The organism is Streptomyces sp. NPDC057280, assembly GCF_042668605.1.
In the GTDB taxonomy this organism is placed as follows: Bacteria; Actinomycetota; Actinomycetes; order Streptomycetales; family Streptomycetaceae; genus Streptomyces.
The window spans coordinates 226,772-250,402 of sequence record NZ_JBHUYR010000006.1 but is presented as its reverse complement, the minus strand read 5'-3'; the positions used below and the strand labels follow the sequence as shown (position 1 = coordinate 250,402).

Genomic DNA, 23,631 nt, shown 5'->3' with positions numbered 1-23,631 from the left:
GAGTGCGGAACTTGGCGCCCCATCGCCCCGACTCCTGAACCGGTACGGCCCGATCCGGCCGGCGCCGTACGACGTGATCTGGAGACGCGGTTGATGGACGGGTTCCGGCATTCCTCCTCCGGCGCGGGTGTGGGCGCGGTGCTGCGGAGATGCGCGCCGCCGCCCGCGCTCTGCGGCTTCCTCCTGCTGCTGGCCCTGATGTTCACCGTGTCCTACGCCGTCGGCGCGGCCTCGGGCCCGGTGGCGCCCGGCATGCACGGCACCGGCACGAGCGGCGCGGGCGTGGGCGGCTCGGACATGGACGACATGGACATGGACGGCGGAGCGAACGGGGGAGCCCGGTGACGGGCACGGAATCCGTGACCGCCCTCGTCACCACCGACCTCACCGTCGGCGGCATGACCTGCGCGGCCTGCGTGCAGCGCGTGGAGAAGAAGCTCGGCAGGCTGGACGGCGTCACGGCGACCGTCAACCTCGCCACCGGCCGGGCCCGCGTCCGCCATCCCGCGGGGATCAGCCCGCGGGAACTCGTCGAGACCGTGGCGAAAGCCGGCTACACGGCCGCGCTCCCCGAGGCACCGAAGGAGCAGCCACGCGAGACCGACGACTCCCGCGAGGAACGCCGACGGCTGCTGACCACCGCGCTGCTCGCGCTGCCGGTGCTCGTGCTGTCGATGGCGCCGGATCTGCAGTTCCGCAACTGGCAGTGGCTGTGCCTCGTCCTCGCCGCGCCCGTCGCCGTGTGGAGTGCCTGGCCGTTCCACACGCGAGCGGTACGGGGGTTGCGGCACTCCGCGGCCACCATGGACACCCTCGTCTCGCTCGGGGTCGTCGCCTCCTTCCTTTGGTCGGTGTACGCGCTGTTCCTCGGCGGCGCGGGCGAGACCGGCATGCGGATGCCGTTCAGCCTGGTGCCCTCCGCCGCCGAGGACGGAGTCGCCCACCTCTACCTCGAAGCGGCCGTCGGCGTACCGCTGTTCGTGCTGGCCGGACGCTTCCTGGAGACGCGGGCCCGGCACGGGACCGGGGCGGCGCTGCGCTCGCTGGCCCGACTCGCCGCCAAGGACGTCTCCGTACGGGAGGGCGGCACCGAACGGCTCATCCCCGTCGAGGAGTTGGGGGTAGGGCAGATCTTCGTGGTGCGCCCCGGCGAGCGGGTCGCCACCGACGGGCGGGTGATGGAGGGGAGTTCGGCCGTTGACCTGTCCCTGGTCACGGGGGAGAGCGAGCCCGTGGAGGTCGGGCCCGGTTCGACGGTCGTCGGCGGGGCCGTCAACGCGGGCGGGCTGCTTCTCGTACGCGCCACCGCCGTCGGCGCCGACACCCAACTCGCCCGGATCACCCAGCTGGTGACCGAGGCTCAGGCGGGCAAGGCGAAGGCGCAGCGGCTCGCCGACTCGGTGGCCGGGGTCTTCGTGCCGGTCGTGCAGGCGCTGGCCGTCACCACGCTCGGCTTCTGGCTCGGCGCCGGAGCCGATCCCCAGGCGGCGGTCACCGCGTGCGTCGCCGTCCTGGTGGTGGCCTGTCCGTGCGCGCTCGGCCTCGCGACGCCGACCGCGTTGACGGCCGCCACCGGGCGGGGGGCCCGACTGGGCGTCCTCGTCACCGGCCCGCAGGCACTGGAAGGCCTCCGGCACCTGGACGCCGTGGTCCTCGACAAGACCGGCACCCTCACCACCGGCCATATGACCCTCGCCCGGGTCACGGCCGTACCGGGAGGTCTCGGCCGTGATGCCGTGCTGCGGCTGGCGGGCGCGGTGGAGCAGGGGTCGGAGCATCCGGTGGGGCGGGCGATCGCCGCACAGGCCCGGCGGGAGCTGGGGGAGCGGCTCCCCGCGGTGGGCGGGTTCAGCGCGCTCCCGGGCCGCGGGGTGCGCGGACGCGTCGCGGGGCACCTCGTCGAAGTCCGGGCCTCCGACGACGAGTTGCCCCCCGGCCTGGCCGTCACCGAAGGCGCCGCCCACACGCCCGTGCTGCTGTACGTGGACGACGTCGTCCAAGGGCTCATCGAGGTCGGGGACGTCGTACGGCCCGGCAGCTACCGTGCCGTGGACCGGCTGCGGCGTCTCGGCGTACGCCCCGTGCTCGCCACCGGCGACCGCGAGGCCCCCGCCCGTGCCGTCGCCCAGGCGCTCGGCATCGACGAGGCGTACGCCCGCTGCACCCCCGAGGAGAAGGCCGATCTCGTACGCGGTCTCCAGGACGAGGGCCTCCGGGTCGCCGTCATCGGTGACGGCGTCAACGACGCGGCCGCCCTCGCGGCCGCCGACCTCGGCATCGCCATGGGCACCGGCACCGACGTGGCCATCGGCGCCGCCGACGTCACCCTCGTACGCGGCGACATCGAGGCCGTCGCGGACGCCGTCCGGCTCGCCCGGCGCACGCTCGGCACGATCCGCGCCAACCTCGTCTGGGCGTTCGGCTACAACGCCGTCACCGTCCCGCTCGCCATGGTCGGCCTGCTGAACCCCATGCTGGCCGCCGCGGCGATGTCGGCCAGCTCGGTGCTGGTGGTCGCCAACAGCCTGCGGTTGCGCGGCCGGCAGCCCTCGCCCGCACACCGCTCCCCGTCCGCCCGGAGCCTCACCCGATGACCGCACGGAACCCGTGGCGACCGACCCGGCGCCGCCTCACCGACACCCTGAACTCCGCCCTCGCCCCCATCGCCGCGTGCAGCCTCGCCCTCGGCGGACTGACGACCTGGGTCACTGCGGGGAGGGCGGGCGACCCGCCCCGGATCACCGTGTCCCCCGGGCGGGTCCTCCTGTCGTACGGCGACTCGACACGGACCGCGGTCTTCTTCGACATCGCCAACACCGGCGACGCGGACGACCGGCTGCTGCGGGTGACGTCCGCCGAGACCGGGGGAGACCTGGAGCTCAGCCGCCACGTCATGACCGGGAAGGCGGCCGCCTCCCGGGAGACGGTGACCTCGGTCGCCGTCCGGGCGGGCCGCCGGCTCTCCATGTCGCCGCAGGACCTGGCTGTCACCCTGCGGCCCGGGGCGGGATGGCGGGAAGGCGAACTCGTCGCCTTCACGCTCCACTTCGAGCACACCGGCGCGGTCAGGACCCTCGCCCTGGTGGTCCGCCCGGGAAGCCGCTCCCGCGCGGTCACAGGGGTGGGGGAGTCAGCGCCGTGAGGTTGGGGAGGCGGTGCGGGTGGTGGGCGGCCAGGCCCGCGCCCGCGAGCCACCAGCCGCGGTACACCAGGGCACGGCACAGGGGCTCCGGCAACCGGTCGAAGACGGTCGGTACGAGGGCCAGGTCACGGCCGTCGTAGGTGCGGTGCTCGGGGAAGGCGGCCCGCCACTTGTCCAGCTGCCCGGCGCCGTGCTCGGCGAAGTCGGTGGCCAGGGCCACCAGGACGCCCCTGCGGGTGCCGGGAGGCAGCGGGGCGTCGGGGCCCGCCGCGTGACCGCGCCGGAACCGCTCGACGAGCAACCGGGTGCGCAGGGCCGTGCTCTGCCGGTACAGCAGGGAGTTGGCGCGCGCCAGATCGCGGACCACGGGTACGCCGCCGTACGGGCCGGGGCGCAGCAGGCCGCCGGAGTTGAGGACGAGCAGGAAGACGTCGCGGTAGCGCTCGCCGTCGATGGCCTCCGTGCCGGTGTTGTCGTAGACGCCGCCGTCCAGCAGGGCGGGTGTGTCGGTGCCGCAGGGGAAGCTCGCCCGGTCGAGGACCAGGGGCGGGAAGGCGCCCGGCACCGCGGCCGAGGCGGCTGCCGCGACGCACAGCTTCAGGCCGGTGCCGGTCGTGGGCGCGAGACCGATGGCGTAGTCGCCGTACACGTCCCGTTCGAAGGTGAACCGGGTGCCGGTCGTCAGGTTGGCGGCGTTGAGGATCCAGCGGACCTGCGGGTCCAGGTCGGCGAGCTTGGTGCCGTGGAAGAACCACTCGTCCAGGCGCCGGGCGAGCAGGTCGGTGCGGGTCGAGGGGCCCAGGGTGCGCCCCAGGCCCCGCAGGAGTGCCTTCTTGAGCGAGTGCGAGGTGATTTTGCCGAGGGTCGGTTCGACGAGGAGTTCGTCGACGGCCGTTGCAGTGAAGCCCTGTTGGCGCAGGGCGGGCCAGTGGGCGGCGAGCAGGCCGTTGGCGATCGAGCCGCCGGACACCGAGGAGGCGTATCGGAGGTCCGGCAGCATCCTCGCGTCGGCGAGGAGCCGGATCACGCCCAGGGCGGAGAGCGTGGCCCGGAAGCCGCCTCCGGACAGGGCCAGGGCGAGCGGACCGTCGGCGGGCGGCGGTGCCGCGGGGCGCAGGGTGTCACCGCAGGGCCGGGCCTGGAGGCCGGTGCCGAGGGCGGGCGAGTCGACGGCCCAGCGGTGGTCCGTGGGATGGCGGGTCGGGGTCATGGCTCATCGCCGATCTCTATGACCAGGGCCAGGTCCTCCGGCGAGCGTTCGCTGATCGTGAAGCTCCGGTGGTCGTGCAGCTCCGCGAGGGTGTCGTCGGCGAAACCGATCCGGTTCGTCAGGTGGATGGTGTACTCGTCGTCGCGGTCTCGGGAGTCGACCAGCATGTGCAGGGTGTCCTCGCTGGGGTGATGGTGTTTCACCCCGTCGGCCGAGATCACGTAGTGATCGGCGTGGATCTGTTCGAAGAAGTCGCTCTCGACGTTGCGGTCGCTGCCGTGGTGGGGGAGTTTCAGCAGGTCCACATGGAGCGGGCCCGTGTCGTTCAGGAGCCCGGTGGCGCGCAGCCCGTCGAGGATGCGGTCGCCGCGGGCGTCCCCGGTGAGCAGGGCGGTCCGGCCGTGATGCGTCAGCAGCAGGACGATGCTGGAGAGGTTGGGTATGGAACCGTCGGAGTAGGCCGAGGTGATGACACCCGGGTCCTGGCGTTCGCGTGCCTCGAGCCAGCGTTCCTTCAGCTCCTCCAGAGCGGTCGCGTCGGGGGCGACCACGGTGACGTGCAGCTGGTCGAGGGTCGCCTCCTCGCCGGTGATCAGCGGTCCGTCGATGGGTCGGTTGCCCGCCAGCCCCAGCTTGGCCGCCGCGTCCCGCAGGGCCCGGCCCTGGTTGTAGCTGGCCCGCACGGCACTGCTCTCGGTGCTCGCGCGGTCGACGAGCTCCTGGGCGGAGGCGCTGAGCCCCGGCTCTTCCCGGTCGACCAGTTCCTCCACGGAGTTGAACCAGACCCGCTTCACGGCGAAGGGATCGGGTTCCTGGTCGTCCCGGGCGTGCTTGATCTGGCCGAGCAGCTTGAGCAGTCCGACCACGTGGTCGTCGTCGATGTGGGACAGGCAGACGACGTCGATGCGCGGGGCGCCTGCGCCGTCCGGCGGCAGTTGCGTCAGACGGTCGCGCAGGGACGTCTCGTAGACCTGGCTCGGCCCGCCGTCGACGAGCATGACCCGCTCGTTCGTCCCCCACCGGACCAGGAAGGAGTCGCCGTGCCGGGCGTTGAGGAAGTCGAAGGTGAACATGGCGTCCTTCCTTGGGGGTTCGGCCGTCTCAGACGGACTGCATGGCACGCAGGACGTCGACCAGGCCCGACCCCTGGTAGTGCCGTTCCCGGCCCAGGTCCGTCGCCGTCCCGCACAGGATCCGCTTGACCTCCTCCGGGCGCCCGATCAGCTCCCGGTTGCGGGCCAGCACCATCGCGGCGGCCCCGCTCACATGGGCCGCCGCCTGGCTGGTGCCGTGCAGCGCGGCGATGCCCTGGTCGGGCACGGGGCCGTCGATGTCCTCGCCCGGCGCGAGGAGGTCGGGCTTCGGGCGGCCGTCGCCGGTCGGACCGCGGCTGGAGAAGTAACTGACGCCGTGGCGGTGCGGATTGCTGCGGTGCGTGGAGCCGACCGTGATGACGGACTCGGCGTTCCCGGGATCGGAGATGCTCGCCCCGCGGTAGTCCTTGCCCAGGGTGTGTACGGCTCCCGCGTATCCGGAGTTTCCGGCCGCGGCGACGACCACGACACCGGAGCGGACCAGGCGGTCGCACTCGATGCACACCGGGGTCCAGCCGGTGGAGTGGCTCGCCACGTCGTGCGGCACGGAGAGGCTGATGTTGACTCCCGCGATGACGAACCGGCCCGCCTGCTCGTTGATGTACCGGATGGCCTGAAGGGCCGTCACGATCGAGAACTCGTCCCCCGTCCCCGTGTCCCCCAGGACCCGGAAGTCGTACAGCTGGATCCTCGGGCAGATGCCGCGGAACTCCTCCTCGGGACGCGGCCACCAGCCACCGATGATCCCGGCGATGTGGGTGCCGTGCGGGTCGACCGGGGTGGTGTACTCCTGGTAGCGCGGGACCACGGACGGCTGTGCCGTGGCGGTGACCTTGGAGAGATCGATCTCGGCGTACGGCAGGGCCTCGGGCCAGTCGATCCGTCCGTCGTTCAACGCGTCGAGGGACAGGGTTCTGCGGACGCCCACGAAGTTGAAGGCACGCGGGACACGGGAGCGCAGGGGCATCGGTTCCGGCTTGGACGTGGTGTCCCAGTCGTAGAAGGCGGGGTGCCGTGCGTCGATGCCGCTGTCGACCACGGCCCAGCCGATCGCGCCGCAGTCCACGGAGAAGACCTGCTCGGCTGCGTCGGCCTTGATGGTGGCCCGGGAGCGCACGACCGCCGAGGACGCCTGCCGGTTGGCCGTCACGGAGAGGATCGGATACCGCTGCCGGCGGTCGAGGACGCCGTGCGCGGCCGGATCCGCGGCGGGATCGGTGGCGTCCGCCTCCTCCAGACACACGCCGGTCAGCATCCCGGCGACCTCGGCACAGACCGCCTTGTCCGAGGGCCGTTTGCCCACGAGCGCCGGGTGGGACTCGGCGACGATGGCGGCCAGCAGTCTGAGGAACCACCGCTGGTGCCGGGTGCGCTCCTGGCGTCGCGCGGAGTTGTCGTGCACGTCGCTGGCCCGCTGCCGGACGGCGGCCGGCCCTGCCGTGCCGGGGTCGTCCTCGCGCAGCGCGTCCGCGACGCCGGCCCCGCCCAGCTTCCTCGCCAGCTTGTTCACATCGCGGATGACACGGTTGAGGTTGGTCTTCGGCAGCACCGTCTGGACGACTTCGCGGAGGGTCAGCTTCACCGCGATGAAGCTGCCGGACGCGATCGGCTGGCTGTCGCCCATCATGTGCACGTCCCGGAAGATCTGCATGATCTGCTGGACGCCGTGTTCCTCGTTGATGGCGAGGATCAGGTCCTCACGGGGTTCCGTCCCGTCCTCGGGCGGGTGCGCGAGGGCCAGCAGGGCGTCGAACCGTATGGGACAGTCCGTCGCCCAGGGAACGGGCCGCGGACCTTTGCCGTAGAAGAGCTCTTCGAGCTTCTTTCGGTCCATCGGGGGCCTCACCAGGGGTCAGGTTCCGGTGCGGATGCTGATCTCCCAGCTGCGCAGCATCCCCGCGTCGCCCTCGACCGCGTCCGTGACCTTGAGCTGCCAGCCGCCGGTCACGGCGTCGCCGATCAGCGGCGCCAGCAGTGACGGAGGCTGTGAGGTCAGAGTGAGGCGAAGGTTCTTGGCGTCGCCGCCCGTACGGTTGTGGATCACGGCCCGGCGGCCCGACGGCGCCAGCAGCACCACCCGCAGATCACCGATGCGGGCGTGCTCGATGTCGATCGAGACGGTCAGTTCCCGGACCGTGCCCGTGCCGTCGAGGGTGATGGTGTCGGTCAGACCGCCGGCGTTCTTGTCCGGGATCTCGGCGCCTGGTGCCGACCGCCCCGTGACCTGTGCGCCCGCGACGCCCTGTTCGCCGGTGCGGAACGTGATGACCTCGCCCGGAGCGCTGAGCTGGGAGAGGGTGAGACCGGATTCGCTGCCGTCCCACCACAGGGACGCGGGGTGGCTGCTGTGCGAGAGGGCCGTGCCCGCCGTCGGCCCGTACAGGTCGCCGCCGTCACCGAAGTTCAGCCCGGTCTCCAGGTCCAGGTGGCCGTCCGCCTGAAGCAGCGCGCACTGGTAGTGGCGTACCTGGTTGCCCTGCTGGAACTCGTTCGATCCCTTGATGTCGCAGTGGTAGACCGCGAGTCCGCTGGAGGTCAGCCGGGAGTCGAAGCCGAGCCTGCTGCGGTTCTCGACCAGGTAGTACTCGACGTTCTTGCGCTGCGGATTGTGGTAGATCAGCGCCTTGTCGTATTCGCCCTGCACGGCTTCGTACGAGCCGGGTACGGAGATGTCGACGTCCTTCGTCCAGCCCACGAGCCGGCGCAGGTACACGCAGACCGCGGACGGCAGGAACCCGTCGCCGAGACTGTCCCCGGCCGACATGGCGCAGTAGGTGCCCATGCCGGCGCTGGTGAAGTCGTCGCCCTCGCGCTCGACGGTGCCGTAGTCGTAGAGGTCGGGCCAGCGGCACAGCAGGTGCCCGCTCTCGTGGCAGAACGTGCCGATGCTCAGGTCGGCCGCGGTGTCGCCGATGCTGGTTACCGTGTAGAAGTCCGTGCGCACATCGCCGATCTGGGCCGGGAAGCGGGAGTTGTGCGGCCACAAGTCCTCACGGAACTCGGTCTGCCCGGCGTACATGATGCACACGGAGTCGACGATGCCGCGGTCGAGGGAGTCGAAGCGGCTGAAGTCCACACCGGCGTCCGCGGCCGCCTGCAGCGCCTCCGGGACGAGTTCGCCCCGGTGCTGCTTGAGCCCGTACGCGAGCCTGGGCCGGCTCATGCGGAACGGACCGACGACCGTGTTGGTGAAGCGGAGCTTCCCGGTCGACATGGTGCGGAAGAACTCCTTGACGGAGCAGCGGTTGCCGTTCGCCGTGAAGTTCGGGCTGTTGAGCAGGGCGGAGACGTCGTCCACCGTGACGTCGGTCGCCGTGTCCGGGAAGTCGACCAGGATGGTCAGGCCCTGGACGTCGCCCGCCGTCAGGGCGTCGCCGGGCAGCAGCCCTTTGACCGGTCCGAAGGTGAGCAGGGTGTCGGGGTCGAGGTGGGCCTGCTCCTCCTCCGGGATGGTCCGCAGCACCCGGTCCTTGAAGACGTCCCGCCGGTAGAGCTGGCCCTCCCGCAGATGCCGGGGCAGGCCCTCCGGCGGCGGCTCGGACAGCGGAACGCCGCTGGAGACGAACCGGCGTCCTGGTCCGGCGCTGTCGGTCTCCGCGTAGCAGTAGGCACCCCGATCCGCGTCGTAGACGACCGAGTAGCCGTCGAGGGTCTCGTACCGTGCGTACTTGTCGTCGCCGAAGGCGACGAGCTCGACGGCGCCGCCCTCCTCCTGATGGAAGGTGAGCGTGTCACCGAAGATGCCACTCATCGCGGAAGACCTCCCGGAAGCGGGCGCACGAGGGTTCTCGACCTCAGTGTGGAGCGCTGGGGAGGAGCCCCACAGGGCAGAAGGACCCACATCCGGCAGGGGCAGCGTTACCCCTGCCCGGAGGCCGCGGGGATGATGTCGTGCGTGAGGGCGAAGCGGGTCAGGTCGGCCCGGCGCCGGGAGCCGATCTTGTCGCGCAGCCGGTCCAGATGGGAATGGACGGTGTGCTCGCTGATGCCCAGCCGGGCGGCGATGGCGTGGTCGGTCTCCCCGTGCGCGATCAGCTCCAGGATCTGCCGCTCCCGATGCGTGACGTGGCAGGCCGGCTCGGTGTCCGGACGTACGGCGAGATCCGCGGAGACGTACGAGCGGCCGTCGGCCACGAGCCGCACGGCGGCCAGCAGTTCGGCCTCGTCGGCCTGACGGCTGAGGCAGCCGCGGGCGCCGGCGCGCATCGCGGGCACGGCGTGGTTCTCCCGCACGGAGCAGAACACCAGGACCGTCGCGCCACAGGCGGCGAGCCTCCCCACCACCTGTGCCAGGCAGACGGGCGTCAGCTGGAGGTCCACCAGAGCGACGTCACCCGCCGCGAGAACCCCCGCCGCCTCCTCGGCGGACCGGGTGGCGAGGACGAGGGTGAGCCCGTCGGCGCCTTCGATCGCCCGGGCCACGCCGCTGCGGAGGAGCGGACAGTCGCCTACGACGGCGACCTTCCTCGCTTCCGCCCGCATCGCCACCTCACTCCGCCCGGGCCGCCGCCCCCGGCGGCGGGCATGGCCTCAGAGCTCCAGTGTTGGGCCTCCGCGGCCGACCGGCACGCGGAGGCGGTACGACCGTCGTGGGGCGCTCGGCCCGAGCGGCTGTGCAGCCGTGGTCAGCGCACGCTCGCGCGGCGGCCCGCGAAGGCGATCAGGGCGAGCACGGCGAGGAGGATGCCGGCGAACCAGGTCATGACCGTGACCGAGGAGAAGCCGAGGGTGGCCACCCCGATGCCGATCGCCGGGAGGGTCAGTCCGAGGTAGGCGATGAGGAACAGACCGGCCAGCGCCTCGCCGCGGTGCTCCGGCACGGCCAGGGCGGCGACGGTGCCGAGGGAGGCCTTGAACAGCACGCCCGCCCCGATGCCGGCGAGCACACCGCCCGCGAGGAAGGCGGCCAGACTGGCGGTGTGCATGCCGGCGACGAGCGTCACCACGCCGACCGCCTGCGCGGCCTGCCCGAGCCGGCTCTTCGCCGCGGTGGACAGGCGTGAGGTCAGGCTCTGCGCGGTGGCGGCGCCGCCGAAGACCAGGAAGACGATCGCCCCGGCCAGCGCGCGGGAGGGGTGGTGCAGGGTACCGGCCACGAAGCCGGGGGCGACCGAGGTGAACAGGCCGAAGACCGCGAAGGAGGCGAAGGCGCCCGCGGCGGCGACGAAGTAGCCGGCCCGGTCGCCGTGGTCGAGGCTGATGCGCTGCGGGCGGTAGGAGGGCCGGACCAGCTGCTCCTCGACCGTCTCCGGCGCCAGCGCGACGGCGACCACCGCGAGCACCAGCAGGCCGGTGAAGACGAGGTACGGGGTGTGCAGGGGCACGGTGACGAACTGGGCGAGGAGTCCGGCGACGAGGGCGCCGACACCGAGGCCGCCGATGTTCGCGCCGGTCGACACCAGCTCGAAGCGCTGGGTCGATGCCTGCGGACGGTGAGCGGCGTGCAGTTCCTGCAGGTGGGCAGTAGCGGTGGCAGTGATCATCCCGACACCCAGGCCGGTGATGAACCGGGCGGCCAGCAGCACCGGCAGCGCGGTGCCGGTGAGGAACAGGACCGCGGCGAGCAGTTCCAGCGCCAGCGCCGGCAGCAGGATCTTCTTGCGGCCGACCCAGTCGGAGACATGACCGGCCAGCAGCAGACTGACGACGACGCCGACCGCGTAGACCGCGAACACGACGGTGACCATGAAGGTCGAGAAGCCGTCGCGCGCCATGTACAGCGGGTACAGCGGGGTGGGAACGGTGGAGAACGCCATCGCGGTGAGGAAGGCGAAGGCGACGAGGCCGAAGCCGACGCCGTGGCGCCCGGCACCGGCCCGGGGCCGCAGAGCCGTGCGGCGGGTCGGAGTGAGGGGCCGGTGCTGGGTGGACGCCATCTGGCTCATGGGAGCCTCCAACCGAAGAAGGTGGGTTAACGCTCAACAGTGTTGCCCGGCTCGATCATCGCGTCCAACGCATGTTGAAGACAGGCGCCATCTCTCTGAGAGATAGTTGAGTCCATGGAACTGCGCCAGCTCGAGTGCTTCGTCGCCGTCGCCGAGGAGAAGAACTTCACCCGCGCCGCCGCCCGGCTGCACATCGTGCAGTCCGCGGTCTCCGCCACCATCAAGGCCCTGGAGCGCGAACTGGGCGCCCCGCTGCTGGACCGCAATTCCAAGCGGGTGCTGCTCACCGACGCGGGTGCCGCCCTGCTGCCGCGGGCCCGCGCCACCCTCGACGCCGCCCGCGAGGCCGCCGACGCCGTCGCCGAGGTCCGCGGCGGACTCCGGGGCACCCTCCGCCTGGGCACGCTGACCTCGGTCCGCCTCATCGACCTTCCGGGGCTGCTCGGCGAGTTCCACCGACGACACCCCGGGGTGCTGCTCCAGACCTCCGCGTCGCAGTCCGGCTCCCAGGGTCTGGTCGACGCCCTGCTGGACCGGCGCCTCGACCTCGCCTTCGTCTCCCTGCCCGGCCCGCCACCGCCCGGCCTCACCCTGATCGACCTGGCCTCGTCGGTGCTCGATCTGGTCGTCCCGGCGGGCCATCCGCTGGCGGACCGCGACAGCGTGCCGCTCGCCGAACTGGCCGGTCTGGACTTCGTCGACTCCCCGGCGGGATACGGCAACCGGGCCGTGGTCGACCGCGCCTTCGCCGCCGCCTCCCTGGGCCGCCGCGTCGCCGTCGAGATCACCGACATTGGCACCGGCGTGGACTTCGTCCGCAACGGACTGGGCGTCGCCCTGCTGCCCCGCTACGTCCTGGGCGACGCCCCCGGGGTGGTCACCCTGACCGTCGACGACGCGGACCTGGAGTGGCCGCTGTCCCTCGCCGCGGCGTCCGACCGCCGCCCCGGGGCAGCGGCGCGAGCGATGGTCTCGCTGGCCCGTGAACACGTCGCACGACCGGCGCCGGCCGATGGGGCGGCAGGTGGGTAAGGTCGCGGCGCGTAGCCGGAGCTGTGTCAGACCGGAGAAGGAGACGTGGTGGGCGGTGACGGCGTTGTCGTCGCCGTTGACAGGGACCAGGCCGCAGAGGTCGTCATTGCGGGTGCCGGCGCCGTCGCCGTGCACGGGGATGCCTTCGGCGTGCTCCGCGAAGACCGAGCAGCCCGCTCAGGTAGTTGTTGGTGACGTTGCCGTACACGTGCCTGATGGCCGGCGTTCTGGAGGGCGCCGTCTACATGTGGCTGGTCCTGCCGTGGCGCTCAGGCCGCCGTCTGCGACGGGCCCTCCCGCGGCACCCCGGTGCGGTGCCGCGGGTGCTCACACCGTGCGTTCCGTCGCGTCGAGGGGTTCGGCGCCGGCGTCTCGCGCCAGGGCGAGGAAACGCCGGACGGTCTCGGCCGACATGTCGAGCCCTTCGCACGCGGCCTGCTCGTCACCGAAGACGCGGACCGCTTCGGCGACGGCGACGGCCAGTTCGGACTCCGCCTTGCGGACCTTGACCTCGGCCTTGTCCACCACGTCGACCGCCAGAAGCTGGCGGCGCTGGCGCTCCTGAAGCCGCTGCTTGCGAGAGAGAGCCTTTTCGGGGTTGTGCACAGTCATGACCAAGATCATAGTGGCAGGCGGATGAGGTCATCGCCTGCCACAACTCAAGGCCCCCGCAGTGCTGTTGGGGTGTCTACGGCTTCCGGGCGAGCCCACCGTGCTCGGCGACGACCTCCGGGGCGGGGGAACCGGGCTCCGGGCGCCACTGCGTGACCGAGACGACGCCGGGTTCGATCAGCTCCAGGCCGTCGAAGAACGCGGTGATCTCGTCGACGGTGCGCAGGTTGTACGGCACCGCGCCGCTGCTGTTGTAGGCGTCCTGGGCCTGCTCGAAGACCGGGTCGATGCCGCGCGAGCCGTCGTTGATGGAGAGGTAACTGCCCGAGGGCAGGGCGCCCATGAGCCGGGTGACGATGGAACGGGCCTGACCGAGGTCGGCGACGTGTCCCAGGATGTTGCTGAGGATCAGCCCGGTGGGCCGGTCGAAGTCCAGCGTCTTCGCGGCGCCGGCGAGGATGCGGTCCGGGTCCGTGACGTCGGCGTCGATGTAGGCGGTCGCGCCCTCGTGTGTGGAGTAGAGCAGGGCGCGGGCGTGTGCCAGGACCATGGGGTCGTTGTCGACATAGACGATCCGTGCCTCGGGGGCGATCCCCTGAGCCACCTCGTGGGTGTTCTGCGCGGTCGGAAGCCCGGTGCCGACGTCGAGGAACTGCCGGATGCCCGCTTCGGAGACCAGGTACGTGATGTTGCGGCGCAGGAAGGCGCGGCTGCTGCGGGCGATGGTGACGATGCCGGGGAAGACGGCGGTGTAGGCGTCGCCGGCCTCCTCGTCGACGGGGTAGTTGTCCTTGCCGCCGAGCCAGTAGTTCCAGATCCGGGCGGAGTGCGGCACCGACGTGTCGATCTTGTGGTGCTCTGCCGGTTCGGGCGTCGTCACGGGGTCAGTCATGAGTCGCGTCAGTCTTTCAGCCGAGGTGTGGACCTTCCAGCGCACAACCTACGTCTGAACCCCCTTTCCTCGCCCGCCTGTTCGGGCATCTGTGAAGGTGAGTCGGTGACGTCAGTGGTGCCAGGCCTGGCCACCCGTGTTGTGGATGAACCGTTGAAGGACTTTCAGGGTGGTCAGGTAGTCCTCGTCGGTGACGCCCGCGTGCCGTTCCGTCCAGAGTTCGTCCTGAAGAGCGGCCGCCTTGGCGTAGAACGCCCTGCCCTGAGCCGTGAGGGTCAGGTGTCCCTCCGTGTCCTCGGTGATCCAGCCCTGGGTGACGGTCGCGTCGATCTCCGACTCCAGGGTCTCCGGGCCGGTCTCCAGATAGTTCTGGAGGAGACGCGACACCTCCTCACGGGTCTTGGCGGTGTCGGCGCGTGCGACCTGGGCGAGAACCCACCACTGCGGCTGGGTGGTGCCGAGCCCGGCGAGCGCGGACCGGATGCGGGTGACGACGGCCTTGTAGGCCGCCCAACTCCAGTAGCCGATGGGCTGCTTGATCAGTTCGGTGTCGCTGTGTGAGTACTCCATGTCCGGGACCTCTGCCGTCGTGCGGGCCGGTTCGACGCCATCGACCGTAGAAGCTCGACTCGACTTGAGGTCAAGACCGAGAGCGAGGCCGCCGCCGGTGAGGTGCGCGTGCTCGCTCGGACCGGCCCGCTGACGGAGACCGCGATCGGACGCGTCGAGGTCGGGAGGTCCCTGTCAAGCGCGGCCCACCGGCCGGAGTCGAGGTCGGCGCGGAGGCTTCGTACCGCCCGATGCTCGGCCTGCGGACCGACCTTCGTCCACACCGACGCCGCAGCGATCTCTCGCAGCCCGAAGCCCAGCCGGCGATAGGCCGGCACCTCCCGCAGCCGCTCCACGTCGTGCGCCGCGCAGGCCCGGTACCCGGCCGCGGTCCGCGTCGACGGCCGTACGAGCCCGATCTATTCGTGGCGGTACAGCGTGCGCACACTCACGCCGGCCGGCCGTCGCTCTTGCCGGGCCCCCAGCGATGAGTTCTGCCCCGGCGTTCCGTCTGCATTCGCGTACCCGCTCCACCCCACCCGAGGAGTGCATCATGACCGCCACCTACACCTTCGACGTCTTCTCCACCCTCGACGGCTACGGCATCCCCAGCGGTGGCGACTGGGGCGGGTACTGGGGCAAGCAGGGGCCCGAACTGCTCGACCACCGTCTCGCGCAGTACGAGGCCGAGCAGCGGATGGTGCTGGGGGCCAACACCTATCGGACGTTCGCGCAGGTCCTGACCCCGGTCTTCGAGAAGGTGGGGCGTGACCCCTGGGTCGCCCGGATGATGGACCTGCCCGCGACGGTGGTGTCGAACAGCCTGGAGGGGCCTCTGGACTGGCCGGGAGGGATCGTCGCGCGCGGTGATGCCGCCGACGTCGTCGCCCGGCTCAAGGAGGAGTCCGAGGTGCCGTTGCGTTCGCACGGCAGTATCGCGCTGAACCGGGCGCTGATGGCCGCCGGGCTGGTCGACCGCGTCCAGGTCACGCTCTTCCCCGTGATCACGGGCCGGACCGGTGGTCTCCCGGTGTTCCGGGACGCGGCCGACTTCGACCTCGAACTGCTCGAGAGCCGCACGCTCGACGGCAGCATCCAGGAACTGATCTACCGGCCCACCCTGCATGCCTGAAACCCCCGAGGGCAGCCGTGAAGCCGTGTCGGGAACACCCGGTCCGGTCGGCGAGGTTGCACCGACCGAGGGGCCGGCGCCGCACGGCGGGGGACACGGAGACCACGAGGTCGTCCGCGCCACCAGGATCCGGCCCCCGGGACCGCGGCACACCCGCCGCACTGCTTGGATGATCCACACATGTTTCTCCAGGAGGACTCCATCATGACCGACCGGCCCTTGACGCTCATGGCAGTGCACGCCCACCCCGACGACGAGGCCACCGGGACCGGGGGAGTCCTCGCGCAGTACGCGGCGGAAGGAATCCGCACGGTGCTCGTCACCTGTACCGACGGCAGTTGCGGAGACGGACCGGGAGGCGTCAAGCCCGGAGATCCCGGGCACGATCCGGCGGCGGTCGCCGAGATGCGCCGGCAGGAACTGCACGCGAGCTGCGAAGTCCTCAAGGTCAGCGACCTGGAGATGCTGGACTACGCCGACTCCGGAATGATGGGCTGGCCGAGCAACGACGCCCCCGGCTCCTTCTGGCGGACCCCGGTCGAGGAAGGCGCGGCCCGGCTCGCTGAGCTCATGCGTCATTACCGTCCTGATGTGGTGGTCACCTATGACGAGAACGGTTTCTACGGCCACCCCGACCACATCCAGGCCCACCGCATCACGATGGCGGCGCTGGAGATGACCGACCTGACGCCGAAGGTGTACTGGACGACGGCGCCGCACTCGATGATGCGGCGGTTCGGCGAGCTCATGCGCGAGTTCGATCCGGACCTGCCGGAGCCGAGCGCTGAAGAGGCCGCGGCTCTCGCCCAGATCGGTCTCCCCGACGAGGAGATCACCACGTGGGTGGACACGACCGGGTTCAGTGACCAGAAGTTCGACGCGCTGGCGGCGCACGCCAGCCAGGGCGAGAACATCTTCTTCCTCAAGATGGGCAAGGAGAGGTTCGGCGAGTTGATGGGCATGGAGACCTTCGTCCGCGTCCGGGACACCACGGGGGCACCGGTACCGGAGAACGACCTTTTCGCCGGGCTGCGCTGATCCGCCCGGACCTCGCTTCGACAAGCGCTGCCGCCGTGCTGGTCCGCTCAGTTGGGGTGGGAGGTAGCTTGGTGGAGGAGGCCTTCGAAGGAGGGCGATGGGATGCCATGGTTCGTGTGGCTGCTCCTTGCCGCGGCGCTGGGCGTCGCGGAGTTCTTCACCCTGACACTGGTTCTGGGGCTGTTCGCGGGCGCGGCACTGGTCGCCGCCGTGGTAGCCGGGGTGGGTATCGGCACCCTCGGACAGCTCGTGGCGCTCGGCGCGACGGCGGCGGCGGGCCTGCTCCTGGCCCGCCCCGCCGCCCTGCGGCACATGGCACAGCCGCCGCTGATGCGTGACGGCAGCGACGCGCTGATCGGCAGACGCGCCGAGGTCGTGCAGGAGGTCACCGCGACCCGTGGCCTGGTCAGACTCGGCGGCGAGGAGTGGACCGCGCGGGCCTTCGACGAGAGCCATGTGATCCCGTTGGGGGCCCTGGTCGACGTCATGGAGATCCAGGGCGCCACCGCCGTCGTCTACCCTCGCGAGCTTCTTCCCTGAGCGGCTGAACGCAGAGCTATGGAGGCACTGTGGAACCAGTTGTCATCAGCATCGTCGTGGCGGCCATCGTCATCGTCTTCCTCGTCGCCTCCTCGGTGCGGATCGTGCCGCAGGCGCGCCGCTACAACGTCGAGCGGTTCGGCCGGTACCGGCGCACGCTGCAACCGGGGCTGAACCTGGTGCTGCCGATGGCGGACCGCATCAACACCAAACTCGACGTGCGGGAACAGGTCTATTCGTCCGACCCGCGGCCGGTCATCACCGAGGACAACCTCGTGGTGAACATCGACACCGTGCTCTACTACCAGATCACGGATCCGCGGGCGGCGGCCTACGAGGTCGCCGACTATCTGCAGGCCATCGACCAGCTCACCGTGACCACGCTGCGCAACGTCATCGGCAGCATGGACCTGGAGGAGACGCTCACCTCGCGCGAGGAGATCAACTCCCGGCTGCGGGCCGTCCTGGACGACGCCACCGGCAAGTGGGGCATCCGGGTCAACCGCGTGGAGATCAAGGCCATCGACCCTCCGCACACCATCAAGGAGGCGATGGAGAAGCAGATGCGGGCCGAGCGGGACAAGCGCGCGGCCATCCTGCACGCCGAAGGGGAGCGGCAGGCCAAGATCCTCACGGCGGAGGGCACGAAACAGAAGGACATCCTGGAGGCGCAGGGTGCCCAGCAGGCCATGATCCTGCGGGCGGACGGCGAGGCCAAGGCGGTGGAGCTGGTCTTCCAGGCCGTGCACCGCAACAACGCCGATCCCAAGGTCCTGGCCTACAAGTACCTGGAGACGCTGCCGCACCTGGCGAGCAGCGACAACAACACGTTCTGGGTGATCCCGGGGGAGCTGACCGAGGCGGTGCGGACCGTCACCCGTGCGTTCGGAGACGACGACTCCTCGCCGGCTCCAGCGTCCTCCGCGGTCCCCGAGAAGGCGGCGGACGAGACCCGCAGCCCCGAACTCGAGGCGGGCTCGACGGCGGGTCTGCTCGACGCCGCCACGGCCGCCGACGAGGCCGAGAAGCAGGCTGAGGCAGCGGTGAGCGACGCCAAGGCGGAGGCCGCGGCCGCGCAGTCGCCGCAGGTGCCGCGCCGGGCGTGACGGTACGGCGGTCCGGCGCGGCAGGACCGGGAATGAACGGCAGGAGGACCGCGTTACAGACACTGCATGACATGACCGGGTCAATCAGCCCGGTGATGGTGGAAGGAGAACCTCATGGCACGCAGCACCGCGCGGCCCGTGGTCAAGCTCCGGTCGACAGCCGGAACCGGAGTGACCTACGTGACCCGCAAGAGCCGTCTGAACGACCCCGACCGGCTCGTCCTGCGCAAGTACGACCCGGTGGCCGGCCGGCACCTGCTGTTCCGCGAAGAACGATGACCACCGCCTCGGCCGCCGGCCGAGGCACACCAAGGAGGCACCACCCATGAGGCCCGGCATCCACCCCGTCTCCCGCCCCGTCGTCTTCCGCGACCGCGCGGCGGACTTCCGACTGCTCACCCACTCCACACTCGACGCGCAGGACACCGTCGAGTGGGAGGACGGCACCATCTACCCGGTCGTCGACGTGGACATCTCGTCCGCGAGCCACCCGTTCTACACCGGCACCTCGCGGATCATGGACACCGCGGGCCGCGTGGAGCGCTTCGAGCGGCGCTACGGCCGTACGGCTCCCGCCCGTCACTGACGGCGCCCGAGCCGTCCCACCCCACCGGAAGGAGACCGCTGTGAAGGTGCGTAATTCCCTTCGCTCCCTGAAGGCCAAGCCCGGCGCCCAGGTGGTCCGCCGACGCGGGGTGACCTTCGTGATCAACAAGAAGGACCCCCGCTTCAAGGCCCGCCAGGGCTGACGCCTCGGCCCTCGGCTCCACAGCAGCCCGACACCGCACGGACGGTGCCGGGCTGCCCTGCACGCGGATCCTCGCGAAGCCCGCCTCAGACGCCCTTCAGGACGCGATCGAGCGCCGCCCGGCCCACAGGCCCCCAGTGCGGCTTGCCGCCGGGAAGGCCCCGATCTCCGTTCTGTCCCATCAGCATCAGGAAAAGGCACTTCATCGCGGCCAGTCCGCGGGCCCGACGGATCGCGGCGTCGTCCGCACGCGCGTACACGTCGAAGAACCGTGCGGCCGCGCCCGCGGGCAGCAGCACCCATGCGGCGGCGAGATCCCACGCCGGATCGCCGGCGAACAGGTCACCGAAGTCGACGACGCCCGAGAGCGTTCCGTCCGCGACGACGACGTTCGCGGGATGGAGGTCGCCGTGCACCCACACGGCCGGCCTCTCCCACGCGGCGGCCGCGACGGCGTCGTCCCAGACGGCCCGGATCCCGGCCGTGAGGTCGTCCTCGAGGGCGACGGCCTGGACGAAATTCTCGAAGCCGTCCGTGCACTCCCTGGGGTGGGCGCCGCGATCCCGGGCGACCGGTGCGTCGGCCGGCGCCGCCACATGGAGCGCCCGCAGGAAGCCCGCCAGGGTGTCGGCCGCGTGCGCACCACGGCTGATCGAGCCGAGGTCCAACGGCTCACCGGGCACCCACGTCATCACGGTCCAGTGCTTCGGGAAGCGCGCCGACGGCTCGCCGAACCGCACCGGAGCCGGCACCGGCAGCGGCAGGCGCGGAGCCAGCACCGGCAGCCACCGCCGCTCCTTGAGCTGCAGCTCCGGGGTCGGGTCCATGCGCTGCATGCGTACGGCCAACTCGTCGCCGAGACGCCACATCTGGTTCCCCCAGCCGCCCGCCACCTCACGGACGGCCAGCCCCGCGAGGTCTGGATGCTGCTCCCGCAGCAGGTCGCGGACCAGGTCCGCGGTGATCTCGATCTCCATGTCGGTCATGCGAACCGACAGTACCGAGGCGGCACGCGGGGCGGCGCCCGCTCTCCGGAACGGCCGACCGCACTCGCCTAGGGTCGCCACGACGACCGGCCACGGATGTCGAGAACGTGCCACCGGCTCCGTCCCAGGGACATCAGCGGCCACCACCGGCCGCACGACGAAGAGGAGATACCGTCATGGCGATTCAGCGGATGGACAACGTCGGCATCGTCGTCGAGGACATGGACGCGGCCGTCGCGTACTTCGTGGAACTCGGCATGGAGCTGGAGGGCCGGGGCGAGGTCGAGGGCCTCTTCGCCGATCAGTGCACCGGGCTCGACGGCGTCCGTTGCGAGATCGCGATGATGCGGACCCCCGACGGGCACAGCCGACTCGAACTGGCCAGGTACCGCAGCCCGGCAGTGATCAAAGACGGCCCGCGCGACCGGCCGCACAACGTCCTGGGCACGCACCGCGTGATGTTCGCCGTCGACGACATCGAGGACACCGTGACCCGCCTGCGCCCGCACGGCGGCGAACTCCTCGGTGAGATCGCCCGGTTCGAGGACAGCTACCTGCTCTGCTACGTCCGCGGCCCCGAGGGGATCATCGTGGGACTGGCCGAGCAACTGGGCTGAGGACGGGCGGCGTCAGCGTCCGAACTTCTCGATGGCCGCCGGGGTGACGGGCGTGAAGAAGTTGACGAGGTTGCCGTCCGGGTCGCGGAACAGCAGGGACCGGTTGCCCCAGGGCATCGTGGTGGGCCCGGCGACGAAGTCGGTGACGAAGCCGGTCAGGTTCTGGTGGACGCGGTCCACGTCGTCGACCAGGAACTCGGTGATCACAGTGCGGTTGTCCGCAGGCTGGGCGGAGCCCGGGGCGAACAGCGGGACGGTGCGGGTGCCGGCGATCGCGAGGGTGGCGCCCGCGGTCCTGAGCTCGGCGAAGTCCTCGGTGGCCCAGGCCGCCCGCGCCCCCGTGGCGCGCTCGTAGAAGTCGACGAGGCGCGGGACGTCACCGGTGATGATGCGGATCGAGACGAAGTCCATGAGAGATCTCCCTGGCTGCTGTGCTGGAGGCGTACGCGTCGCAGGCTAGGAGAGATACCGGACAGAATCGGTCCTGTATCGGCGTTAGGCTGCCCGCATGCCTCGACCCACCGGCCGCGTGCTGACCCTCCTGGAGCTGCTGCAGTCGGGCGGCACCCGGACCGTGGCCGAACTTGCCGACCGGCTGGACGTCGAAGGGCGCACCGTGCGGCGGTACGTGCAGCAGCTGATCGACCTGGACGTGCCGGTGGAGTCGGTGCGCGGTCGCTACGGCGGGTACCGGCTGGCGCCCGGGTACCGGCTGCCGCCGCTCATGCTCAGCGACGACGAGGCGCTGGCCGTGCTGCTCGGCCTGCTCGCCGGCCGCCGGACAGGGCTGACGACGACGCAGCGCACGGCGAACGAGACGGCGTCGGCGAAGATCCGGCGCGTCCTGCCCCGGCACCTCGCCCGCAGGCTCGACACCCTCCTGGACGCCCTCGCCTTCACGGACCGGCCCGGCGACTTCGACGCCCCGGACGCCGGAGTCCTCCTGACCCTCGCCGACGCCGTGCGCCACCGCCGACCCGTCGCGATCCGCTACACCGACCGCGACGGGCGACGCAGCGAACGCACACTCCACGCGTACGGGATCGTCGCGCATGGGGGCCGCTGGTACGTCACGGGCGAGGACGCCCAGGCCGGCGAGGACCGCACCTTCCGTCTCGATCGCATCGCCGACGCGCGGACCCTGCCCGGCTCGTTCGAGGCGCCCGTCGGCCCCGGCCCGGCGGAGCGCGTGGTGGCAGGGTTCGCCACAGCCCCGTACCGGCATGAGGTGACCTTGCGCATCCACGGCACAGCCGCGCAGATCCGCGCCCACCTCCCCGCCAGTGTCGCGACCCTGGAGGAACACGAGCCCGCTCGCGACCAGGGCCCGGCGGCCGAGCGCTGGCTGCGCGTCGAACTTCGGGCCGAGCGGCTCGACTGGCTGCCCCCGGTACTCGCCGCACTCGACCGGCCGTTCGTCATCGAGCGCCCCGCCGAACTCCGTGATCTGGTCGTCGCGTTCGCCGATCGCCTGACGTCGCGTGCCCGGCAAGGCTGACGGCGAGGAACAGCGGCATGTCTAGGCGCGCGAGGGCGGTTGTACGTGTGAGCCGCGTTCCTCGTCGCAGTCGTAGGCGAGTTCCGCCGGGATGGCCTCGTCCAGGGCGCGGATCAGCCGTCGTCCGCCCCTGTACCAGGCGGGATCGATGCCGATGTCGCAGCCGCAGCGGCCGATCAGGACGCGCTCGGAGCCGTGCCGCTCGACGGCGATGACGTCGTCGAAGCGGAGTGTGTGGAAAGGGCCCAAGGTGCAGGACACCACCGAGTCGCGGGTCAGGATCGTCGAGTGCCGTTCCTGCGATCGTCGGAAAGCCCGTCTGGGCAGCGGTTCGTGGAACTTCTCGCCCCAGGGGGGAAGTTCGTCCCAGGTCCAGCAGGAGGTGCACCACAGTCGGCGGCCGTCGGGCCCGGCAAGGTCGAGGAGCAGGCCTTCGGGGACGACCAGTTGGGCCTGGTTCATGGCCTGCCGCCAGGCGTCGCGTACGTCGTCGGGGGTGACGGCGTCCAAGGCGCGTTGCCGGCCGTCCTCGTCGGGGCCGGGGGTGCCGAACAGTTCGGCGTGGGCGGCGATGTCGAGGAGCGGCGTCGCGTCGCGTCGGTGCCGGTCCACCTCGGTCTGCTCGGGTGCGATCCTGGCCAGGCGCAGCGCGTGCGACCACACGGTGGCGGCCACTTCCTCGATGGCGTCTGCGGGCGCCGGGGTGAACAGGAGCCGGACGACCGTCCTGGAGTCGTGCGGCACCACCGCCGTCTCCACCGGGCCCACGGGAGCGGGTCGTTCGGCCAGCGCGGCGTTCACGCGGTCGTGGAAGACGCGGTGGGCGACGTCCGAGGCCGCGGAGTCCGCGGGGGCCTCGACGGAGACGGCGACGCCGTCGATGCTCCGGTGGGTCCAGGAGGCGCGCGGGTAGCGGGCCCGGGGCGCCGAGCGGTGGGGACGGTCGCCCTCCGGCAGCGGAAGCCGCAGACCGACCGGCTCCGGACCGGTCAGGGTGAGGACGGCGTTGGCCTGGGTGAACCAGGTCGCGGCGTGCGCCGACACCATCTCCGCGGTCGGCGGCCAGGGGCACGTGCGCTCCTGCCCGTCCAGGCCGGACGCCTGCGCTCCGTAGCGGGCGTTGAGGGCGGCGGCGGCCGGCCCGGCCAGGCAGGACACCGCGCCCTCCCAGGCGCCCACCAGATCGGCCACCCCGTCCACCGGCAGCTCGCCCAGGGCCACACACAGCGCCGCCAGCTGTTCGACGACGTCCTCAGGCCGGCCGGAGACACTGAACGCGGTCTCACCTGTGCCGGTGGAGACACCTACGGAACGCGCCGTTTCCGAGGTCCGACGCCGTGTCTCCCGTACGGCGAGAGCGGCGACGAGGGCGCCGACACCGCGCGTGCGATACGTCTCGTCACGGACACCCGCGCCGAAGTGCAGCGTGGCACGGAGCTCCCCGTCCTCGGCACACCGGTGGACGGGCACGCCGTCGACATGGCTGCGATGCATGGACTCACCCTAACCAGCACGTATGCGCAGCTGCCGGGTCGGTGTGCGTGTGCGGG

At 71.4% G+C, this 23,631-nt stretch carries 25 protein-coding genes; 13 read left to right on the top strand and 12 right to left on the bottom strand.

Annotated elements, in window-relative coordinates; all coding sequences use genetic code 11:
* Nucleotides 1-93 precede the first annotated feature (93 nt).
* From ACFUO4_RS31200 to ACFUO4_RS31190, 3 genes are read left to right on the top strand one after another with little or no spacing between them, the layout of a single operon-like run.
* Nucleotides 94-345 (top strand): hypothetical protein, encoded by a 252-nt coding sequence (locus ACFUO4_RS31200; protein ID WP_383491131.1) that lies wholly within the window; start codon nucleotides 94-96, stop codon nucleotides 343-345.
* Nucleotides 342-2,594 carry a heavy metal translocating P-type ATPase gene (locus tag ACFUO4_RS31195; protein WP_383491129.1) on the top strand — a complete coding sequence of 751 codons (2,253 nt, stop codon included), beginning with the start codon at nucleotides 342-344 and terminating at the stop codon, nucleotides 2,592-2,594. The genes ACFUO4_RS31200 and ACFUO4_RS31195 overlap by 4 nt, the downstream gene beginning before the upstream one ends.
* Nucleotides 2,591-3,142, top strand: a complete 552-nt coding sequence (locus ACFUO4_RS31190; protein ID WP_383491127.1) for a copper chaperone PCu(A)C — start codon at nucleotides 2,591-2,593, stop codon at nucleotides 3,140-3,142. The genes ACFUO4_RS31195 and ACFUO4_RS31190 overlap by 4 nt, the downstream gene beginning before the upstream one ends.
* On the opposite strand, the gene ACFUO4_RS31185 is transcribed toward ACFUO4_RS31190, so the two are convergent.
* From ACFUO4_RS31185 to ACFUO4_RS31160, 6 genes are all read right to left on the bottom strand, one after another.
* The gene (locus tag ACFUO4_RS31185; protein WP_383491124.1) at nucleotides 3,114-4,352 is read right to left on the bottom strand and encodes a patatin-like phospholipase family protein; all 1,239 of its coding nucleotides are present in this window, start codon (nucleotides 4,350-4,352) and stop codon (nucleotides 3,114-3,116) included. The two genes, ACFUO4_RS31190 and ACFUO4_RS31185, sit on opposite strands and share 29 nt — an antisense overlap.
* The gene (locus ACFUO4_RS31180) at nucleotides 4,349-5,425 is read right to left on the bottom strand and encodes a ComEC/Rec2 family competence protein (RefSeq protein ID WP_383491122.1); all 1,077 of its coding nucleotides are present in this window, start codon (nucleotides 5,423-5,425) and stop codon (nucleotides 4,349-4,351) included. Before ACFUO4_RS31180 ends, ACFUO4_RS31185 begins: the two co-directional genes overlap by 4 nt.
* A 28-nt stretch (nucleotides 5,426-5,453) precedes the next feature.
* Nucleotides 5,454-7,280 carry a S8 family serine peptidase gene (locus tag ACFUO4_RS31175; protein WP_383491120.1) on the bottom strand — a complete coding sequence of 609 codons (1,827 nt, stop codon included), beginning with the start codon at nucleotides 7,278-7,280 and terminating at the stop codon, nucleotides 5,454-5,456.
* Between the two features lie 18 nt (nucleotides 7,281-7,298).
* Nucleotides 7,299-9,197, bottom strand: coding sequence for a M6 family metalloprotease domain-containing protein (locus tag ACFUO4_RS31170; protein ID WP_383491118.1), 1,899 nt, complete (start codon nucleotides 9,195-9,197; stop codon nucleotides 7,299-7,301).
* A gap of 107 nt (nucleotides 9,198-9,304) precedes the next feature.
* Nucleotides 9,305-9,928, bottom strand: a complete 624-nt coding sequence (locus ACFUO4_RS31165; protein WP_383491116.1) for a LuxR C-terminal-related transcriptional regulator — start codon at nucleotides 9,926-9,928, stop codon at nucleotides 9,305-9,307.
* A 143-nt stretch (nucleotides 9,929-10,071) separates the two neighbouring features.
* A complete protein-coding gene (locus ACFUO4_RS31160) occupies nucleotides 10,072-11,331 on the bottom strand; it encodes an MFS transporter (protein WP_383491114.1) in 1,260 nt (419 codons plus the stop codon).
* 114 nt (nucleotides 11,332-11,445) lie between these two features.
* On the opposite strand from ACFUO4_RS31160, the gene ACFUO4_RS31155 reads away from it, so the two are divergent.
* A complete protein-coding gene (locus ACFUO4_RS31155) occupies nucleotides 11,446-12,363 on the top strand; it encodes a LysR family transcriptional regulator (protein WP_383491112.1) in 918 nt (305 codons plus the stop codon).
* 327 nt (nucleotides 12,364-12,690) lie between these two features.
* Here ACFUO4_RS31155 and ACFUO4_RS31150 read toward each other — a convergent pair whose 3' ends face one another.
* The 3 genes from ACFUO4_RS31150 to ACFUO4_RS31140 form a co-directional block, all read right to left on the bottom strand.
* Nucleotides 12,691-12,975 (bottom strand): hypothetical protein, encoded by a 285-nt coding sequence (locus ACFUO4_RS31150; protein ID WP_383491110.1) that lies wholly within the window; start codon nucleotides 12,973-12,975, stop codon nucleotides 12,691-12,693.
* Between the two features lie 76 nt (nucleotides 12,976-13,051).
* Nucleotides 13,052-13,867: an SAM-dependent methyltransferase gene (locus tag ACFUO4_RS31145; RefSeq protein ID WP_383491108.1), complete on the bottom strand. Its 816-nt coding sequence runs from the start codon at nucleotides 13,865-13,867 to the stop codon at nucleotides 13,052-13,054.
* Between the two features lie 111 nt (nucleotides 13,868-13,978).
* Nucleotides 13,979-14,437 carry a MarR family winged helix-turn-helix transcriptional regulator gene (locus tag ACFUO4_RS31140; protein WP_383491106.1) on the bottom strand — a complete coding sequence of 153 codons (459 nt, stop codon included), beginning with the start codon at nucleotides 14,435-14,437 and terminating at the stop codon, nucleotides 13,979-13,981.
* Between the two features lie 532 nt (nucleotides 14,438-14,969).
* On the opposite strand from ACFUO4_RS31140, the gene ACFUO4_RS31135 reads away from it, so the two are divergent.
* The 7 genes from ACFUO4_RS31135 (at nucleotide 14,970) to ykgO (ending at nucleotide 18,981) form a co-directional block, all read left to right on the top strand.
* The gene (locus ACFUO4_RS31135; protein WP_383491104.1) at nucleotides 14,970-15,548 is read left to right on the top strand and encodes a dihydrofolate reductase family protein; all 579 of its coding nucleotides are present in this window, start codon (nucleotides 14,970-14,972) and stop codon (nucleotides 15,546-15,548) included.
* 204 nt (nucleotides 15,549-15,752) lie between these two features.
* Entirely contained in the window at nucleotides 15,753-16,586 is an 834-nt protein-coding gene (locus ACFUO4_RS31130; protein ID WP_383491102.1) for a PIG-L family deacetylase, read from the top strand.
* Nucleotides 16,587-16,688: 102 nt separating this feature from the next.
* A complete protein-coding gene (locus ACFUO4_RS31125) occupies nucleotides 16,689-17,126 on the top strand; it encodes an NfeD family protein (protein WP_383491100.1) in 438 nt (145 codons plus the stop codon).
* A 29-nt stretch (nucleotides 17,127-17,155) separates the two neighbouring features.
* The gene (locus tag ACFUO4_RS31120; protein WP_383491098.1) at nucleotides 17,156-18,232 is read left to right on the top strand and encodes an SPFH domain-containing protein; all 1,077 of its coding nucleotides are present in this window, start codon (nucleotides 17,156-17,158) and stop codon (nucleotides 18,230-18,232) included.
* Between the two features lie 114 nt (nucleotides 18,233-18,346).
* The gene (rpmG, locus tag ACFUO4_RS31115) at nucleotides 18,347-18,511 is read left to right on the top strand and encodes a 50S ribosomal protein L33 (RefSeq protein ID WP_059193627.1); all 165 of its coding nucleotides are present in this window, start codon (nucleotides 18,347-18,349) and stop codon (nucleotides 18,509-18,511) included.
* 46 nt (nucleotides 18,512-18,557) lie between these two features.
* Nucleotides 18,558-18,818 (top strand): type B 50S ribosomal protein L31, encoded by a 261-nt coding sequence (locus tag ACFUO4_RS31110; RefSeq protein ID WP_383491096.1) that lies wholly within the window; start codon nucleotides 18,558-18,560, stop codon nucleotides 18,816-18,818.
* Nucleotides 18,819-18,858: 40 nt separating this feature from the next.
* On the top strand, nucleotides 18,859-18,981 hold the full coding sequence (gene ykgO / locus ACFUO4_RS31105; RefSeq protein ID WP_014669332.1) for a type B 50S ribosomal protein L36: 123 nt from the start codon (nucleotides 18,859-18,861) through the stop codon (nucleotides 18,979-18,981).
* An 85-nt stretch (nucleotides 18,982-19,066) separates the two neighbouring features.
* Here the strand turns inward: ykgO and ACFUO4_RS31100 are convergent, their stop codons facing one another.
* Complete coding sequence (locus ACFUO4_RS31100) at nucleotides 19,067-19,966, bottom strand: aminoglycoside phosphotransferase family protein (RefSeq protein ID WP_383491093.1); 900 nt, start codon at nucleotides 19,964-19,966, stop codon at nucleotides 19,067-19,069.
* A 176-nt stretch (nucleotides 19,967-20,142) separates the two neighbouring features.
* Between ACFUO4_RS31100 and ACFUO4_RS31095 the strand changes: the two genes are divergently transcribed.
* Nucleotides 20,143-20,583 carry a VOC family protein gene (locus tag ACFUO4_RS31095; RefSeq protein WP_383491091.1) on the top strand — a complete coding sequence of 147 codons (441 nt, stop codon included), beginning with the start codon at nucleotides 20,143-20,145 and terminating at the stop codon, nucleotides 20,581-20,583.
* A 12-nt stretch (nucleotides 20,584-20,595) separates the two neighbouring features.
* Here ACFUO4_RS31095 and ACFUO4_RS31090 read toward each other — a convergent pair whose 3' ends face one another.
* Entirely contained in the window at nucleotides 20,596-20,994 is a 399-nt protein-coding gene (locus ACFUO4_RS31090; protein ID WP_383491090.1) for a VOC family protein, read from the bottom strand.
* Nucleotides 20,995-21,091: 97 nt separating this feature from the next.
* Here ACFUO4_RS31090 and ACFUO4_RS31085 point away from each other — a divergent pair, with 97 nt between their 5' ends.
* The gene (locus ACFUO4_RS31085; RefSeq protein WP_383491088.1) at nucleotides 21,092-22,081 is read left to right on the top strand and encodes a helix-turn-helix transcriptional regulator; all 990 of its coding nucleotides are present in this window, start codon (nucleotides 21,092-21,094) and stop codon (nucleotides 22,079-22,081) included.
* Between the two features lie 21 nt (nucleotides 22,082-22,102).
* Here ACFUO4_RS31085 and ACFUO4_RS31080 read toward each other — a convergent pair whose 3' ends face one another.
* The gene (locus tag ACFUO4_RS31080) at nucleotides 22,103-23,575 is read right to left on the bottom strand and encodes a hypothetical protein (protein WP_383491086.1); all 1,473 of its coding nucleotides are present in this window, start codon (nucleotides 23,573-23,575) and stop codon (nucleotides 22,103-22,105) included.
* Between the last annotated feature and the right edge of the window lie 56 nt (nucleotides 23,576-23,631).

What these genes read in the sequence shown, in the direction of transcription:
- ACFUO4_RS31200 (WP_383491131.1), top strand. Translation starts at nt 94, where the DNA reads ATGGACGGGTTCCGGCATTCCTCCTCCGGCGCGGGTGTGGGCGCGGTG.
- ACFUO4_RS31190 (WP_383491127.1), top strand. Translation starts at nt 2,591, where the DNA reads ATGACCGCACGGAACCCGTGGCGACCGACCCGGCGCCGCCTCACCGAC.
- ACFUO4_RS31185 (WP_383491124.1), bottom strand. Translation starts at nt 4,352, where the DNA reads ATGACCCCGACCCGCCATCCCACGGACCACCGCTGGGCCGTCGACTCG.
- ACFUO4_RS31180 (WP_383491122.1), bottom strand. Translation starts at nt 5,425, where the DNA reads ATGTTCACCTTCGACTTCCTCAACGCCCGGCACGGCGACTCCTTCCTG.
- ACFUO4_RS31175 (WP_383491120.1), bottom strand. Translation starts at nt 7,280, where the DNA reads ATGGACCGAAAGAAGCTCGAAGAGCTCTTCTACGGCAAAGGTCCGCGG.
- ACFUO4_RS31170 (WP_383491118.1), bottom strand. Translation starts at nt 9,197, where the DNA reads ATGAGTGGCATCTTCGGTGACACGCTCACCTTCCATCAGGAGGAGGGC.
- ACFUO4_RS31165 (WP_383491116.1), bottom strand. Translation starts at nt 9,928, where the DNA reads ATGCGGGCGGAAGCGAGGAAGGTCGCCGTCGTAGGCGACTGTCCGCTC.
- ACFUO4_RS31160 (WP_383491114.1), bottom strand. Translation starts at nt 11,331, where the DNA reads ATGAGCCAGATGGCGTCCACCCAGCACCGGCCCCTCACTCCGACCCGC.
- ACFUO4_RS31155 (WP_383491112.1), top strand. Translation starts at nt 11,446, where the DNA reads ATGGAACTGCGCCAGCTCGAGTGCTTCGTCGCCGTCGCCGAGGAGAAG.
- ACFUO4_RS31150 (WP_383491110.1), bottom strand. Translation starts at nt 12,975, where the DNA reads ATGACTGTGCACAACCCCGAAAAGGCTCTCTCTCGCAAGCAGCGGCTT.
- ACFUO4_RS31145 (WP_383491108.1), bottom strand. Translation starts at nt 13,867, where the DNA reads ATGACTGACCCCGTGACGACGCCCGAACCGGCAGAGCACCACAAGATC.
- ACFUO4_RS31140 (WP_383491106.1), bottom strand. Translation starts at nt 14,437, where the DNA reads ATGGAGTACTCACACAGCGACACCGAACTGATCAAGCAGCCCATCGGC.
- ACFUO4_RS31135 (WP_383491104.1), top strand. Translation starts at nt 14,970, where the DNA reads ATGACCGCCACCTACACCTTCGACGTCTTCTCCACCCTCGACGGCTAC.
- ACFUO4_RS31130 (WP_383491102.1), top strand. Translation starts at nt 15,753, where the DNA reads ATGACCGACCGGCCCTTGACGCTCATGGCAGTGCACGCCCACCCCGAC.
- ACFUO4_RS31125 (WP_383491100.1), top strand. Translation starts at nt 16,689, where the DNA reads ATGCCATGGTTCGTGTGGCTGCTCCTTGCCGCGGCGCTGGGCGTCGCG.
- rpmG (WP_059193627.1), top strand. Translation starts at nt 18,347, where the DNA reads ATGGCACGCAGCACCGCGCGGCCCGTGGTCAAGCTCCGGTCGACAGCC.
- ACFUO4_RS31110 (WP_383491096.1), top strand. Translation starts at nt 18,558, where the DNA reads ATGAGGCCCGGCATCCACCCCGTCTCCCGCCCCGTCGTCTTCCGCGAC.
- ACFUO4_RS31100 (WP_383491093.1), bottom strand. Translation starts at nt 19,966, where the DNA reads ATGACCGACATGGAGATCGAGATCACCGCGGACCTGGTCCGCGACCTG.
- ACFUO4_RS31095 (WP_383491091.1), top strand. Translation starts at nt 20,143, where the DNA reads ATGGCGATTCAGCGGATGGACAACGTCGGCATCGTCGTCGAGGACATG.
- ACFUO4_RS31090 (WP_383491090.1), bottom strand. Translation starts at nt 20,994, where the DNA reads ATGGACTTCGTCTCGATCCGCATCATCACCGGTGACGTCCCGCGCCTC.
- ACFUO4_RS31085 (WP_383491088.1), top strand. Translation starts at nt 21,092, where the DNA reads ATGCCTCGACCCACCGGCCGCGTGCTGACCCTCCTGGAGCTGCTGCAG.
- ACFUO4_RS31080 (WP_383491086.1), bottom strand. Translation starts at nt 23,575, where the DNA reads ATGCATCGCAGCCATGTCGACGGCGTGCCCGTCCACCGGTGTGCCGAG.